Source organism: Trichocoleus sp. FACHB-46, assembly GCF_014695385.1.
Classification (GTDB): domain Bacteria; phylum Cyanobacteriota; class Cyanobacteriia; order FACHB-46; family FACHB-46; genus Trichocoleus.
The window spans coordinates 88425-105681 of sequence record NZ_JACJOD010000030.1 but is presented as its reverse complement, the minus strand read 5'-3'; the positions used below and the strand labels follow the sequence as shown (position 1 = coordinate 105681).

Here is a 17257-nt window from a genome sequence, read left to right as displayed (position 1 = left end):
GGTAAATTGCATGAGTTTGAGTATTAGCGACCTATTTGATGAGAGCTTCTATCTCGTGAATAATCCGGACGTAGCAGAGGCTGTCCGGCAAGGTTTTTTTATCAGTGGTTTTGAACACTTTATTCAATTTGGTCAGTTTGAAGTTGTCAACAGCCCTAGCCGCAACCCTAGCCCCTTATTTGATGAGGCGTTTTATCTAACCAATAACCCGGATGTAGCGGAAGCTGTTCGGCAAGGCTTCTTTCCTAACGGGTTTCAGCACTTCATTCAGTTTGGTCAGTTTGAGCTTGGGAACAGTCCAACTCGTTCTCCCAGTTTTCTGTTTGATGAGGCATATTATCTGGCCAATAACCCAGATGTCCTCTCAGCAGTTAAGGCAAGCGTCTTTAACAGTGGCTTCGAGCACTTTATTCGTTTTGGTCAGTTTGAGGCTGATACTACTCAGACTCGCAATCCAAGTATTTTTTATAACGAGCGATTCTATCTAGAACACAACTCAGACGTCGCGGCAGCTGTTGCGAGTGGCTCTTTTGCCAGTGGCTTCCGACATTTCGTCTTTTTCGGAATTAAGGAGGGACGAACTGCGATAAATACGCCTCCGGTTGCTGGTAGTGAGAGCTTTACTGTTGATGAAGATACTCTTACACTCCTCCCCAGTCTCTTGGCCAATGACAGCGATCGCGATGGTGATCCACTGGTCATTGCAGGTTTCACTAGTCCTGCTCATGGGTCGCTGACGACTAATACCGATGGGACATTCTCCTACACCCCAGAGCTTAACTATGAGGGAACTGATAGCTTCACCTACACAGTGAGTGATGGTTATGGTGGTGTAGCGAGTAGTACTGTCACCATTACCATTAACCCCAGCCCAGATACTCCGGTTGCAGGTAATGACGCGTTTACTACCAACGAAGACACTGCGCTTAGCTTCACTAGCACCGAGCTACTGAGGAACGATTTCGATCCTGAGGGAGACACCTTCTTCTTCGATAACTTCGTGCAACCTGCCAATGGCACGGTCGAGGGCTTGGGCAATGGCACCTTTATCTACAATCCCAAGTCCAACTTCAACGGCACAGATAGCTTCACTTACACCATTACAGACGGCAATGGTACTACAGTCGCTAGTACCGTCAACCTCACTGTTCGTTCCGTCAATGATGTACCCATAGCGGGCAACGATACTTTCAGTACCAACGAAGATACGGAAGTCAGTTTCAGTCGAGCTACGCTGTTAAGCAATGACACGGATGCTGATGGCAATCCTATCTTAATTACAGGCTTTACTCAGCCACTAAACGGTAGGCTCGTTGATCTTGGCGGCTCCTATATCTATACCCCCAAGTCCAACTTCAACGGCACAGATACCTTCACTTACACCATTACAGATGGTCGCGGTGGTAATACAACTGCTGTTGTGACTCTGAACGTTAACGCGATCAACGACGCACCGATCGCGGGTAACGATATTATTACGACAAACGAAGATACATCGGTTACCTTTACTCAGGCCAATCTGTTACTTAATGACAGCGATGCTGACCAAGATACCCCTTTAATTACTAGCTTCTCCCAACCGGGACGGGGAGTGCTAGCGAGTAGTAATGGGAGTCTTACATACACACCTACTGCCAACTTTAGTGGCAGTGATAGCTTTACTTATGTCGTTACTGATGGCAAAGGTAGTTCTACGACTGCTACTGTCACCCTAGTTGTCAACTCAGTTCAAGATATTCCTGTTGCCAACAATGATGCATTCACGACCAGTGAAGACACAGAGTTACTCATTACTCCTAATGAGCTCCTGAGAAACGATAGTGATGCAGACCAACAGCAACTGCTAATCAATAGCTTTGGTCCAGCATTAAATGGTGCTATCAGAGATAACGGCAATCAAACCTTTACTTACACTCCAAGCCCTAACTTTAACGGTTCTGATAGCTTCACCTACACCATTACAGATGGTAGTGGTGGAACCGCGACTGCTACGGTCAACGTCAATGTTACGTCAGTCAACGATATTCCGGTTGCGAGTAGTGACGCAGTAACCACGAATGAAGATTCGTTGGTTTTAATTACTAATGTACTCACCAACGATAGAGATGCAGACCAAGACGCGATCGCAATTATTAGCTTCACTCAGCCTAGTAGCGGTACAGTAGACAGTCGCAACAACGGCTCGTTTAATTACATACCCAATCCTGACTTCAACGGGTCTGATAGCTTCACCTACACCATTAGTGATGGCAGGGGAGGCAGTACTACTGGCGTCGTCAACATCACTGTTAACGCGGTGAACGACCTGCCCATTGCCAATAGCGATACGGCAAGCACTAATGAAGATACACAAGCCACAATTGTCAATGTCTTAGCCAACGACAGTGACATTGAGGGTGATACCTTTTTCCTCAGTAGCAGTACCTCAGCTACGAATGGTCAGCTAATTGATCAGGGAAATGGCACCTTCCGCTACACCCCAAACACCAATTTCAACGGCACAGATAGCTTTACCTACACCATTACTGATAGCAACGGTGGCTCTGCTTCTGCCACAGTCAACATCACGGTTAACGCGGTCAATGATGCTCCGATTGCCATCAGCGATACAGCAAGCACCACTGAAGACACACAGGTCAACATCCCTGTCCTGACCAATGACACGGATGCTGAAGGCGATGTTCTGAGTGTTAGTAATTTCTCCCTTGCGACCAAAGGTAGCCTGAGCCAAAACAACGGCGTCTTCACTTACACGCCCAATGCGAATGCGAATGGCACAGACAGCTTCACCTACACCATCAGTGATGGCAATGGCGGCTCTGCTTCTGCCACAGTTAATGTCACCATCACCCCAGTCAATGATGCTCCGATTGCCATCAGCGATACGGCAAGCACCCCTGAAGACACCCAGGTCAACATCCCTGTCCTGACCAATGACACCGATGTAGAAGGCAATCCCCTTTCGATTACAGGGGTCTCTGTCAATCCCACTCGGGGCTCTGTGGTCAACAACAACGGCGTCTTCACTTACACGCCCAATGCGAATGTGAATGGCACAGACAGCTTCACCTACACCATCAGTGATGGCAATGGCGGCTCTGCCTCGGCCACAGTCAACATCACGGTTAACGCGGTCAATGATGCTCCGATCGCCATCAGCGATACAGCAAGCACCCCTGAAGACACAGTGGTCACGATTAATGCTTTTGCTAATGACACCGATGCTGAAAACGATGTTCTGAGTGTTAGTAATTTCTCTCTGGCGACCAAGGGTAGCCTGAGCCAAAACAACGGCGTCTTCACTTACACGCCCAATGCGAATGCGAATGGCACAGACAGCTTCACCTACACCATCAGTGATGGCAATGGCGGCTCTGCCTCGGCAACGGTCAACATCACGGTTAACGCGGTCAATGATGCTCCGATTGCCATCAGCGATACGGCAAGCACCCCTGAAGACACCCAGGTCAACATCCCTGTCCTGACCAATGACACGGATGTAGAAGGCAATCCCCTTTCGATTACAGGGGTCTCTGTCAATCCCACCCGGGGCTCTGTGGTCAACAACAACGGCGTCTTCACTTACACGCCCAATGCGAATGCGAATGGCTCAGACAGCTTCACCTACACCATCAGTGATGGCAATGGCGGCTCTGCTTCTGCCACAGTTAATGTCACCATCACTCCAGTCAACGATGCTCCGATTGCCATCAGCGATACAGCAAGCACCACTGAAGACACACAGGTCAACATCCCTGTCCTGACCAATGACACGGATGTAGAAGGCAATCCCCTTTCGATTACAGGGGTCTCTGTCAATCCCACTCGGGGCTCTGTGGTCAGCAACAACGGCGTCTTCACTTACACGCCCAATGCGAATGCGAATGGCACAGACAGCTTCACCTATACCATCGGTGATGGCAATGGTGGCTCTGCTTCTGCCACAGTTAATGTCACCATCACCCCGGTCAATGATGCTCCGATTGCCAACAGTGATACGGTCACAACTAACGAAGATACAGTAGTCACGATCGCAGCCCTAGCGAATGACACTGATGTTGAGGGCAACACTCTGTCAATTACCGGAAATACCAATCCTGCGAATGGCTCCGTTATCAGCAACAACGGTACCTTCCGCTATACCCCGACGACCAACTTCAACGGCTCTGATAGCTTCACCTACACCATCAGTGATGGCAATGGGGGAACGGCTTCTGCCACAGTCAATATCACGGTTGCTGCTGTCAACGACTTACCCAAAGCTTCGGCTGACCTATTAGTAGTAGATGCTACGACTTCAACCACCATCATTCCTGGTACCTTGTTAGCCAATGATACGGATGTTGAGGGAACCCTAACGATCGCCAGTACCACCCAGCCAACCCGTGGTAGCTTGGAGGCTAGACCTGATGGTACCTATGTCTACAACGCTACTAGTGGCGCTAATGGCAGTGATAGCTTCACTTACACAGTGAGTGATGGCGCAGGCGGCAATGCGACAGCGACAGTAAATTTGATCGTGGCTCAGAGCATTGATTCTAATTTCTCCTTAGCCGCCAACGAAAACATCACTGCTGCTACAACCATTCCGCACACCTCTGTCTCAGTTAGGGGAGATGGCTCCTTTGACTACTACTCGTTTATTATCGGTAGTGCCTCAGGGCAAGGTTCTGTCCAAGGTATCTTTGATATTGACTTTGCCGATCAGGGTGGTACTGCGGCTTTGGATACCGAGATATTCCTCTTTGACAACAGAGGTACTCTCTTAGCAACAAATGATGATGCTGGTAGCCCTGATGCTGGTAGTTCGTCCTTGAATGATTCATATCTGACCTATAACTTTAATGCCCCAGGGCGTTACGTTATTGGAGTTGCCAAGGTTGAGTCAACCAACACCATTGGCAGCGGAATCACGGGTACACCGCTCACGGCGAATGATAGTTACACGCTCAATGTTTCCATCGAAAACCATTTCACAGTTTAGAGTGAGGCCACTGGAAACCAAGCTGATTTCAACTTGCTCTTGAGTAAAGGTTGAATCGACAACTAGTGTTAATTGAGAAGAGGTGTGGTAAACCACACCTCTTTTGTCTTTAAAGCAATCCCAGTTCAGCCGGGTGCGATCGCAAATTAGGCATTTTCTACCCAGGCAATCCAGAGCAAGGGTTGATAAGATGAATGTAAAGCGGAATCATTCCGGAATTTAGCCCTAATTGCGAGCATACGTTCATGACTTCTGAGGTTCTTGTCGAAAAGAAAAAGTTAGATAATCCGCCTCTGGAAATTCACCATCTTGGCGATCGCGTCTTACGCCAGCCAGCAAAGCGAATTAATAAAGTGGATGCAGAAATCCGCGATTTAGTACGTGAAATGCTCCAAACCATGTACAGCGCTGATGGTATTGGGTTGGCTGCTCCCCAAGTAGCTGTGCAGAAACAACTGATTGTCATAGATTGCGAACCAGATGACCCCACTAATCAACCGCTGATCTTGATCAATCCCAGCGTCAAGCACATGGGCCGCGATATTTGTGTAGCTCAAGAAGGCTGCCTCAGCATTCCAGGGGTTTATCTAGATGTCAAACGACCTGCGGCAGTCGAGGTGTCTTATAAAGACGAGTATGGACGGCCACAGAAACTAACTGCAACTGGACTACTCTCTCGGGCGATTCAGCATGAAATGGATCACTTAAACGGTGTGTTATTTGTAGACCGAGTCGAGAATGGCCTAGCACTCAATCAAGAGCTGGCTAAGTATGGGTTTTCGGCTCAGGCTGTGAAGCCTGTTGCTTAGGGCGATTGTCTAAATTCGGAAATGACGCTGTAGCCTCTATGAGATTTTTCTACGTGAGCTTGTACGCGAACCTGCAAATCTCTCATAGAGGTTAATCGTAATCACAGAATCAAGCCCAGAGTGTTGCTGAGTTAGTGATTGACCGAAGGGCTATTTGAAGGGCTATTTATAGATCCGCCCTACATTCTTTAAGCATTAGTGACTGATTGCATCTATTCTTTACTATTGTTGCTTGATTAAAGGTTGAATAGCATTGACCCCGAAAAGTGGTGTATTCTTGGGCGGTTCTTGCGTAGCCGCGATCGCTGCGGTTGGCTCTGTATTTGAGCTATCTTCTGGAAAACCAGATCTAGGTGGACTAGTCACCGGAATTATTCTGGCCATTAGCATCCCGTTGACTGTAGTCTTTTTCTTGGCAGCGGTTCGAGATGCCAGGGCAAACCAGTGAAAGTGTGGCAAGATAAGCCTAGCTTTTAAAACCCAGCCTTCGTGACGATGACGGATCAAGATCCTTACGTCGCCTTCCTCTGGCAAGTTCCTTCTGCAACTTCTATAGAACGGAATTCTCCTTGCTACCCGTTGTCGCGCACCCAATCAGTAACGGTTGGACGAGATACTTATTGCCAGATTGTTTTAGACTCAAGTTTGTTTGGGATGGTGTCACGACGACATGCTCAAATCCGTCCCATCCTCAACTTCAAAACTCAAGTTCAAGAACCGCTCTGGGAAATTTGCGACCTTAATAGCGCCAATGGCACTTACTTAAATGGACAGCGCTTACAGGGGTGCCAAGTTTTGCAGGTCGGCGATCGCATTGGGCTCGGTGGTAACGGCCCAGAATTTATTTTTGAGTGTCATTTAGTCGAGCCTTCAGCTGCTTCCCATTTAGCGGTCGTGCCACAGCCTAGCCATACTGTGCCCTTCCAGTCTGCTGCCACCGCACCGCCCTTAAGAAGCCCTCGGTTAGTAGCGACAGACTCGGTCACTTTAACGCAACTATTTCCTATTCTTTCGACTGGAAGAGAGCTAGCGCACAAAGCCTACTTAGTTCCTGGTATCGTCACAGTCGGCTTTGTCGTGCTTATGTTTGCCGCTGTGGGTCAGCCAGTCGCCTTTAATCTGCTGCTTGCTACCTACCTAGTCGGGGCAGCTTATTATCTCGTTTATCAGCTCTGCGGTAAAAGAAAGCCGTGGTGGGTGCTACTAGGGGCTCTAGGCGTCATGGTGCTCATTTTGCGGAGTCCCATTCTATCGACTTTCATTGTGCTGTTTCGCCAAGTGCTTCCCGGTCGTTTACCAATTCCAGATGAGTCTACTAGTTTTCTCAGGCTCATCACTAGCATGTTCTTTGGGGCTGGCTTGATGGAGGAGTTGCTAAAAGCTCTGCCCGTCCTGCTAGCTTACTGGCTCGGTCGCTGTCTGCGATCGCCCTGGCGAGAACAAATTGGCGTTTGGGAACCTCTAGATGGCATTTTGTTGGGCACCGCTGCCGCCGCTGGATTTACGCTAGTAGAAACTTTGGGCCAATACGTTCCAGACATTGAGCAGCAGTCTAGTTCCCTAGAAGGTCTCCAACTCTTAATTCCACGAGTTCTGGGCTCTGTGGCTGGTCATATTGCTTACAGTGGCTACCTAGGTTATTTTGTAGGTCTCACTGTGCTCAAACCTAGAAAACGTTGGTTCATTCTCAGCATCGGCTATCTTACCGCAGCGATCCTGCATGCTTTATGGAATGCAGCTGGTACCATTAACGCTCTACTGCTGATGATCGTTGGAGTTGTCTCTTATGCTTTTTTGGCAGCAGCAATCCTCAAGGCTCGACAACTGTCACCGACACGCTCTCAAAACTTTGCTACTCGGCTTTCCAAGTCTCCTTAGCCTTTGAACTTTTAGCTCAGTTCGCCCAGTTGGGCGATGATGCAGTTCTCAGAGGATGCTTGAATAGAATCATTGAAAGCAATCTTTTATACCTAAAACTCAACGGAGACTATCAATGCCTAGCTCATCATTCACAACTCTCATCAGTTTGAGCGCTGTCAGTTTGATGCAGCTGAGCCAAAGCACAACGAGCGATCGACAGGCTCAGACGGGCCTGCTCCAGTTCTGATAGCTCTTCCCAACTTACGGGTCGCACTGCCTTAAGCGTAGACTCCACAACTTCAGTGGTTTCTGCTTCTACACCCCGCATCGCATAAGCCAGCGGACGTGCTAAGACTTGCAGGTCATCAGCATCCCAATTAGGTAAGCTTTGCTGCACGCACTGAACTAGCTGCTCAGCGAGAGACAAATTGCTAGCAACCAGCTTTTGAGCTTGCTGCACAATCGCGTTTAAAACACTTTGAGGAGCCCAGGTAGCAAAACGCTGCGATAGAGAATTTTGTGCCCAAATTCCATCTAGACGAGCGAAGAAGTCCTGCGATCGCGCTGCTACTTCATCCTCAGGCCAGTTATCTAGAGAAAATCCTTGCTCTAGCTTTTCCAGATAGGACGCTGCTTCCGGGTCTGCGATGTTCCAAGGGTAAGGAGTATCGATGCTCAGAGTAGCCTCTAGTAAATCATCTAGTTCAACTTGGAATTGAGAGTGCTCGAAATAGTCTGAGTGCATAGTTCCGTTTCTCATCGTGCTACTCCTGATTGCATTTGACGTGGGTAGCTACACGCCGATTTTTGGAAGTTCCGCAAGCAATTGAAATTTAGGCCAATTGGCTTAGATGTGGTTTTCCTCAGAAGTTGGGCGCTCGATCAAAAACTCTAACGCTTGCCCATTAGGATTGCCAAATTTTAGCTGAACTCCAGAGCGCAAAGAGACTTCCTGTTGGTGGATTCTTCGCCAGCCATTTGACCCTAAAATGAAAGTTCCATATCGAGACACATCTTGCAGGATGTAGGCTGGCTGGTTATCTGGCTGATCTGAAGCATCTCTATAGAAAATTTTGGCATGGTATCGAGAAACTCCAGCTTCTGGTAAAACCAAATCATTATCTCCTTGGCTGCCTACCCGAATTACTCCGTCTCGAATTGGCCAAGCTTTAGGTGGAAGTCCGCTTAAGCGTAGAGAAGCCATTGGAATCCGAGGTCTGATGTCGCTAGGAAATCCTTCTGGCGGCAGCATGGTGTTGTTGCCTTTATCTTCCTTAATGTCCTGCCCGAACTGGATACCACCCTCCGTGTGGATCAATCGACCATCAAATTGTGGATGCATGTACAGAACTGGCAAGGTCCAAGCAGGCTGATTAAATTTGTACAGCATTAAAAGATGCTGTCTTGCCAAAGCTACTGCCCGATCGATCGGTTCACTTTTTCTCAGGGCTTGGGCGAAGGAACGGATAAAACTCAACGCTTCTTGGTCTGTAATAGAATCGCGCATGCCCAGAACCGCAGGGACTCCATGATGAATCAGGACTTCTGCCAGACTGCTGCGTGGAATTGGTTGGTCATTGGTGTGATCTGGCTGGGCACCCCAGCAAGCATTAAATACTGCGAGAGTAACGCGGCAACGAGTCAAAACTTGAGCTAATTCGGTGCCATTAAGAGCGTTTCCAGGACCCAACAAGAGCAAGCCGCCGTCAGGTGCAGGTACACCATGCCCTGCGTAAAAGAAAATGTTGTATTTTCCTGTTTCTAGGTGCTCAATTAGCTGTGCTGGAGTGGGCTGGATCAGAGTGTCTACCTGGGAGCGCACTGCTACTGTTTGCTGGCCGCCTGTGTCTGAAACCTCATGATTGGTCAGGATTTCTTCTAATGCAGCGGCTTCTTGTTCTAGATTCAGCGTTGCTGGTTGCGGGGATGCAGCCCCAGCCCCAACATTTTCAGAATGATTAGAGGCTGTATCTATGCCTTGCCCTAGGACCAAAAGCACCTTGAGGGATTGCTCCATCCGTAAAGCTGGCAGCGATTCTACCTCACTAGTCGTACGGCTAAACAAAATCTGATCACTAGCGATCGAAATCACTGAGCGGCCCATTTGGGATTGCATGATTTCCCAAGGCAAGGCAATCAATTCAGGGTCGCGAATCTCTAAGCGCAATCGCAGCGGTGTACCTAGCCCAAAAGCCATGCCTTGGCTACGATTGATGCTAGCTTCTACGGGGCCGTCAAATAGCCATTGCCACAAGTTGACCCCTAAGTTCTGCATCAAGCGAGCCCCATACGGTAGGGCGTTGGGTTCTGGTGTAGAGGCTGGAGGCGATGTCGCTGGTGGCACCGAAGAGACATGAGGCACTTGCGGCAGACCGCGCAGAGAAAACATTTCCTGCCAAGCTTGCCAAGCTTGCGTTAGCGTGTCAGGCCAAACGCAATCGTGTAAGACGTACCCACTCGGGTAGGGGGCATTGATAACCCAGATTACATATCGATTTGTTCCTGAAGCTGCCAAACGCTGAATGGACAGGCTAAGGCAAGGAGTTTCTGACACAGGCATTCAAAAACCGTAAGTTGTAAGAATCTGAGCGATCGCTAGTTTTCCTATCAGTCTATCTGGTCTTGGAAGAGTTGAGTTCCGACAGCAGAGTCCATTTATTCTGGAGCTGGTGATTGGCTGGGTGCAGTGGTAGGCGTGGGTGTCGAGGTTAATGGGGGATTGCTACAAGCTCCTAATTGATTTGGTGAGGGCGAATTAGGCTCAATCAAGGGCATTAAAACTGCTTCTTCAATCCAGCCACTGGCTCCAGGTTGCAGAAAGCGATCGCTGGGTGACGGGGTTGTCGCGCGGTTGGCAGGCGAGGCGGTAGGAATGGGAGTTGCGGTTTTTGGAGACGCGGGTTCCTGAGCGTTCGTGCCACTAGGAATGGAGCAAACTTTTAATTTGACCCAACTGCCTTGAGCAGGAATGACTTGCTTGCTCAAGACTTGCAGTAGTCCCCCTGCGGGAACTAACTGAGCCGTTGCAGCATTAGGAGTGCGATCGCCTGATGCAGTGCCTGATTCGGGATCAGGTGCAGTTGTAGAACTGCCCGGCTGAGGTTGCAATTGAATTGATCCGGTTTCGCGATCGCTAGCAAGCCCTGAAGTGGGTTGACGAATTTGAATCAAAGTCCCTGGGGCCAAGGTGAGCGACGAGACAAGGGGCGAGGAATTTGGTGAGGGCAGGGTAGGAATAGGCGTACCAGGGTTTACTTGCGCTCCATCTGGTTGGGGAGCCCGACCCAGTAGTGGATCGATGCGACGACTAACCCCAGGCAAAAGCAGATAAGCGAGAACGCCGCCTAGACCAACCAACAACAGAATGCCTAGCAGCAGTAGAGCTCCATTCGGAGAACGCCGTGGCGGTAAGATTTGAGTTTTTAGGGTGGATGGAGCTGCATTCACCACCTGAGTGGGTGTGTCAGTTACGATCGCCGTGGGCTGCCTAGTTGGGGGGAGGTCTAGATCCGGTGACTCCGTCAACAGAGACGCTGGCAATTCTGCGATCGCTTCGGTATGCGTCACTTGGTAGTAGAGCAGGCCGACAGTAACGTTGTCATGCCCATTCCGCATGTTGCCAATTTCGACCAGGCGTTGGCAAGCAGTGGCTACATCCACCTTACCGTCCAAAATTGGCAGAATTTCGGTTTCCCAGCACTCCTCAACGCGATCGTTCTCAGTCAAGCCGTCCGAACAAAGTAAGAAGACACCCGCTTCATCCAGAATCAAACGCTGCACAGTCGGATGCAGCGTAGCTGAACTACTCATGCCTAGAGCTTGCACCAGCGAACCTGCAACTGGTTGCTGTACCGCATCTCGGTATAAGGCATAGCCCAAGCGCACTTCCCGCGAAGCGACATCGTCATCTACTGTGAGTTGGTAACAACCAGTTCGGGTAATCCAATAGACGCGGCTATCGCCAATATGAGTGATATAAGCTTCATGACCACGGGCCAATGCCATGACTAAAGTGGTGCCCATGCGTTGGCGGTCTAGCCGTTGCTCTTGGTCATTGCGCTGACAAATTAAATCATTGGCAAGACACACAGCCTGCTCCAGTTCTGCCATTAAGCTATCTGGGTGTTGCAGAGCTACGTCCAGTTCTAGATCTTGAATTCGTTCCTGAACGGCAGCGATCGCGAGATTAGAAGCAACATCCCCTCCTTCATGACCACCAATGCCATCACAAACCAAGGTCAGGGTTTTGGGCGTTTCCCCAGGATGCAATGGCACTGAAAAAGCAGTACCACTCGCCGGGTAGCAGGCATCCTCATTGCGTTGGCGACTGGGGCCTTGGTCAGTGCGCGTAGCAATCTGGGCCAAACGAGCTTGCGATCGCCCACAAACAACCAAGCCTCGGTCTAGTTGAGCAGTCAGTTGTTCGGGCGTACGAATCTGCCCTTGAATCATTTGATGACACAAGGCTGCTAGAAAACGCGCAATTTCAGGCTGGGCCGTCGGTGCCCACTGCAACCATAACTGTCCGAGTTCCCTCAAAGTAGGAGCGGATTTGCGATCGCTCTGTAGTTCCAGTAGGCGCACCAGTGGCCCTTCCACTCGCAACAGTTGGGGCTCGACTAGGCTAGAAGCTACCCTTTCACTACTAAACGGCTGCCATAACTGCGAGATTTGCCACAACCAATTCAGTTGTCGGATTGCTGGGGCCTCTGTCCAGACATCAGCCAAGGCAGGGAACAGTGGATGCGATAGTTCGGCTGCACTCTGGCTCCAACGCCTCGTCTCTAGCGGAACTTGCTCCAGCAGCACCACTGGAGCGCCCTTTTCCGTTTGCACTTGCCCATATACCTGGGGAATATGCAGTTGATACGGAAACAACCTGAGATAAGGGGCGATCGCGTCGGAAATATCACTGGGTAGATCGGGGAGCAGCCCTGGTTTAGTGTCGAACAAAACTCGGCGGCTTTTTAAGACATAGCGATCGCCTAAGACATCTCCGATTTGATAGGCATCAACCCCTGTCCCTACAGCCCAGAGATATCGTTTGGGCAGAGAGGATCGGCATTGTTGGCAAAAGTTGTACGCCTCCGTATTGAGCGTCTGACAAATGGGGCAATAAATGGGTGCCGTAGCATGATTCATGAATGGTCCTACCAGAGCCACCAAAGGGGCGCAGCCATAGTTTGCGAGCCTAACTGTTGCTATGTAACTGTTGCTATGGATTGTAACGTTTGCTGTTCACTACATTAGCTGGTTCAGGTGTGCGAACAGCGTCGTCATCTCACCATCTTGCCCCGATCCAGGGGGAGGGAGCTTAAATGAGCTTAACTCTTGAGGCGTTAGTGCTAAACAATCAGGGTAGAAACCCTGACTACGTATGAACTAGCGGATGAGAGGTAAGTTCCATAGGACTTCACTAAAGACAGAAGACAAGGCCCGCCTCAGTTTATACCTTGTTACTTAGATATTAAAAACATGATGAATAACTCATTAATTAAAGACAATGAACCACCAACTGACTGACTGGCTTAACTGGTAGCAACGAATTTACTTCCATCGCTGACAACTCTATAGCCAATCTAGTTAGCGCCCTGAGCTATTTCTATTCAATCCTGAGCTGACTCCGCCTTAAAGGTTGGATTGGGAGAGTTTGAGAGATGAGCTCTAACTCTAATTGGCTTGTCTTATAGAGCAACGGTCAACCTTTTATGACTTTTGTGCCCTCACAAATCGTCTATACCTTTGAAGGTGCTTCTGGAATGATTCAACTTCCCCTGCTACCGCCTGTACAGAACCATGCTGCCAGTCTACCGTTCACTATTCCTGCGCTATGGGATTGCTGTCCTAGGAGTAGCATTGGCTCTACTTCTGCAATCTCCACTAGCTGATTTATTAGAATCACAAGTTCCATTCTTATTGCTATTTAGCGCTGTCATAGCCAGCGCTTGGTATGGTGGCTTCGGTCCTGGGATGGTCGCCACTCTGCTAGCCACCTTGGGCTGCGCTTATTTTTACGTTGCCCCGTTTGATTCCTTGACATCGCCGTCTTCAGAGCAGGCTTTTGCCCTGGGGCTCTTTGCGGTGGAGGGAGTTTTAATTAGCCTACTGAGCGCCGCTCTCCACCGAGCCCAGAAGGGGACAGAAGTTTTTTGGCTGAGATCAAAGCAGCACCAGGAAACCCTGCGCCGTAGCGAGGAACGGTATCGGCTGCTAATCGAAAATGTCAAAGATTATGCCATTTTCATGCTGGATACGCGGGGCCGAGTTACGAGTTGGAATCCAGGAGCCGAGCGGATCTTAGGCTACAAAGAAGCTGAAATTCTAGAGCAGCATTTTTCTTGCTTTTTTACGGCTGAGGATGTGCAGCAGGGCAAGCCAGACCAAGAGATTAAGCAAGCGATCGCCGAAGACCGAGCCGAAGACGAACGCTGGCATGTGCGAAAAGATGGGAGCCGTTTCTATGCTAGTGGCATCACCACGGCCTTACGCGATCGCTTTGGGCGCTTACGGGGCTTCTCAAAACTGATGCGCGACATGACCGAGCGTAAACGCACCGAGGAAGCCCTTCAGGCAGCCCACGACCAGTTAGAAGCCGAAGTAATTAAACGAACGGCTGAACTTTCTACTGCGAACTCAGCCCTAAAAGAGCAGATTTCAGAGCGCTTACGCACAGAAGCTTGGTTGCGCGATGACGCTGAGCGGCTGACAGCCATTATTGATACCCAACATGACATCGCCACCGCAGAGCTAGATTTACTGCGCGTCATGAACTTAATTGCCGAGCGAACGCAAAAGATTACTTCGGCTACAGGCGCGGTCATTTTGCTACCCAACGGCGAAGACATGGTCTATCGAGTTGCCAGTGGAACGGCAGCGCCTTACGTGGGCTTGCGCGTTAAAGCTGATACCTGCTTTTCTGGGCAATGTTTTCACACCGGAGAAATTCTACGATGTGATGACGCTGAAACTGATCCCCGGATCAGTCCAGAGGTTTATCGACGGGTAGGAGCTCGCTCGATGATTGCAGTCCCTTTGCGCTACGAACGCCGAATTGCCGGGGTACTGAAGGTTCTGTCTCCTAACGTCAATGCTTTTAGTGAGCAAGACACGCACACGCTCCGCCTCATGGCAGGCTTTATTGCAGCAGCAGTAATGCATGCCGCTGAGTTTGAAGCCCGCCAAGCGATGGTGGTAGAACACACAACGGCGCTAGCTGCCCTGCGTGAAAGTGAGGAGCGTTTTAAGGGAGCCTTCCACGATTCAGCGGTAGGAATGGCCCTGATCGCCACAGATGGCCGCTTCTTGCAAGTGAATCGTTCCCTTTGCCAAATGCTGGGCTATTCAGATTCAGAATTGCTCAATACCAACTTTCAAGCGGTCACCCACCCAGACGACTTAGACAGAACCTTAATCTTTGTCTGTCAAATGCTGACTGGAGAGATTCAGGCTTATGAGATGGAAAAGCGCTATCTCCACAAGCAGGGACACGTTGTTTGGGTATTACTGAACGTTTCGCTGGTGCATAATTCCCAAGGCGAACCTGTACATTTTATTGCTCAGATTCAGGATGTTACGGAACGCAAGCAAGCCGAGGAGGAACGAGCCCAACTAATTTGTGAGCAAGCAGCCCGCGCCGTAGCCGAAGCCTCAGAACAACGCTCGACATTTTTAGCCGAAGCCAGCGCGGTCCTATCTGCCTCCTTGGATTACGAGGCCACGCTGATCAGCCTAGCTCGGTTGGCAGTGCCATATCTAGCCGATTTGTGTGTCATCGACATGGTGGAGGATGGGGAGTCGCTGCGGCCTCTGACTGTGGCTCACATTGACCCTGCCAAAGAAGATTTAGCTCGCCAACTCCAGCAATATTATCCGCTGCGCCTCAGCCACTTGCGTCCTGTGCTCCAAGCTCTACAGACGGGAGAATCTCAACTACTGGCTGAGGTGTCGGAAGCGGCGATCGCTGATTCCACCACCGATGCTGACTACCTACGGCTGATCCGCTCCTTGCACCCCAAGTCGGTCATGATTGTGCCCCTGATTGCGGCTGGGCGCACCATTGGGGTCATTTCTTTCACCATTTCCGAATCTCAGCGACACTATAACTCGGTTGACCTCACCCTGGCGGAAGACTTAGCTCGGCGGGCAGCCTTAGCCGTGGACAACGCCAGACTTTACCAAGAAGCTCAAGATGCGAACCGGATGAAAGACGAGTTTCTCGCCACGCTTTCTCACGAGTTACGCACTCCGTTGAACTCGATTTTGGGTTGGTCCCGGTTACTGGGAAGCCGCAAATTTGATGAAGTTACTACAGCGAAAGCCTTAGAAACCATTGAACGCAATGCCAAATCTCAAGCTCAACTGATTGAAGATATTCTAGACGTTTCGCGGATTGTGCAAGGCAAGCTACAACTGCAAGTGCGCCCTGTAGAGTTAATCACAGTCATTACGGCGGCAACTGATGCAGTGCGCCCCGCAGCAGAGGCTAAAGGCATCAGCTTGGAGCCAAAGCTAAACGAGGCGGCAACTCAAGTGTTAGGAGACCCCGATCGCCTGCAACAAATTGTCTGGAATCTGTTGGCCAATGCAATTAAGTTCACGCCCAGGGGTGGTCAGGTAGAGATTAGTCTGGAGCTGATAGACTCCTGCATTCAAATTCGGGTCCAAGATACAGGCCAAGGTATTCCGGCAGAATTTTTGCCCCACGTCTTCGATCGCTTTCGACAAGCAGACAGTACCAGTACGCGATCGCATGGCGGTTTAGGCTTGGGTCTGGCGATCGTGCGGCACCTGGTCGAGTTGCAAGGAGGAACAGTCAGCGCTGCAAGCCCTGGAGAAGGACAAGGCGCAACCTTTACGGTCAAGCTGCCGCCTCTGGTTCTATCAGCCTCCGACCCAGAACTTCCGCCTTCCACGCACTGCTTGCTGGAGGGCATCGCTAATGCCTTGGAGTCCTCCATTTTAAAGGGCGTGAGTGTCTTAGTCGTTGATGATGAGAATGATGCCAGAGAACTGCTACAAACGATCTTGGAGCAATCTGGAGCCAACGTGACTGCTGTTGCTTCTGTCGCCGAAGCGATCGCCGCTTACGAAAATCTCCAACCGGACATTCTGATTAGTGACATTGCCATGCCAGGGGAAGATGGCTATGCCCTGATTCATAGAGTCAAGACCCTGGAACATCACCCAGTCAAACCGATGCCTGCGATCGCCTTAACCGCTTATGCAAGAGAAGAAGACCAGGCTCAGGCATTGAGTGCGGGATTTCAAATGCATTTTGCTAAGCCTGTAGAGCCAACTTCTCTCGTTAGCGCTCTCGCGAATCTACTCGGTCGAACTGTCACGTCTTGAGTCAATTTGCTAAGTCTCTGAAACCAGGCTGAAGCCACCCCAGAATTGATAGAAATCTTGATAGGTACTTAAGGCAGCGATCGCAGTAAAATATCTAAATTATTAGGTAGATTGTGCTACGGCAATTCCTCTTTGAGAAATCAAAATCCCTGTATTTCTTTGTAACTTTAATAACAAGCTAAACTGCGAATCAACTTTTTGAGCTTTAGTTGCGACAAGTAGCTTTTATACACATACAAGATAGCTTCCCAAGAGA

The 17257-nt window shown here is 49.9% G+C and carries 8 protein-coding genes; 5 read left to right on the top strand and 3 right to left on the bottom strand.

Going from position 1 to position 17257, the window contains the following annotated elements:
• Window positions 1–10: 10 nt before the first annotated feature.
• The 4 genes from H6F72_RS16990 to H6F72_RS16975 all read left to right on the top strand — a co-directional run bounded on the left by H6F72_RS16990 (window position 11) and on the right by H6F72_RS16975 (window position 7671).
• A complete protein-coding gene (locus H6F72_RS16990; protein WP_190438036.1) occupies window positions 11–4984 on the top strand; it encodes an S-layer family protein in 4974 nt (1657 codons plus the stop codon).
• A gap of 245 nt (window positions 4985–5229) precedes the next feature.
• The gene (gene def / locus H6F72_RS16985) at window positions 5230–5793 is read left to right on the top strand and encodes a peptide deformylase (RefSeq protein ID WP_190438033.1); all 564 of its coding nucleotides are present in this window, start codon (window positions 5230–5232) and stop codon (window positions 5791–5793) included.
• Window positions 5794–6046: 253 nt separating this feature from the next.
• A complete protein-coding gene (locus H6F72_RS16980; RefSeq protein WP_199299137.1) occupies window positions 6047–6241 on the top strand; it encodes a hypothetical protein in 195 nt (64 codons plus the stop codon).
• Between the two features lie 47 nt (window positions 6242–6288).
• Complete coding sequence (locus H6F72_RS16975; protein WP_190438030.1) at window positions 6289–7671, top strand: PrsW family glutamic-type intramembrane protease; 1383 nt, start codon at window positions 6289–6291, stop codon at window positions 7669–7671.
• 127 nt (window positions 7672–7798) lie between these two features.
• On the opposite strand, the gene H6F72_RS16970 is transcribed toward H6F72_RS16975, so the two are convergent.
• The 3 genes from H6F72_RS16970 to H6F72_RS16960 form a co-directional block, all read right to left on the bottom strand.
• Window positions 7799–8413, bottom strand: a complete 615-nt coding sequence (locus H6F72_RS16970) for a hypothetical protein (RefSeq protein ID WP_190438027.1) — start codon at window positions 8411–8413, stop codon at window positions 7799–7801.
• Between the two features lie 87 nt (window positions 8414–8500).
• Entirely contained in the window at window positions 8501–10213 is a 1713-nt protein-coding gene (locus H6F72_RS16965; protein WP_190438024.1) for a CHAT domain-containing protein, read from the bottom strand.
• 95 nt (window positions 10214–10308) lie between these two features.
• Entirely contained in the window at window positions 10309–12795 is a 2487-nt protein-coding gene (locus H6F72_RS16960; protein ID WP_190438022.1) for a protein phosphatase 2C domain-containing protein, read from the bottom strand.
• A gap of 654 nt (window positions 12796–13449) precedes the next feature.
• Between H6F72_RS16960 and H6F72_RS16955 the strand changes: the two genes are divergently transcribed.
• Window positions 13450–17001 (top strand): PAS domain S-box protein, encoded by a 3552-nt coding sequence (locus H6F72_RS16955; protein ID WP_190438019.1) that lies wholly within the window; start codon window positions 13450–13452, stop codon window positions 16999–17001.
• The last annotated feature ends 256 nt before the right edge of the window (window positions 17002–17257 follow it).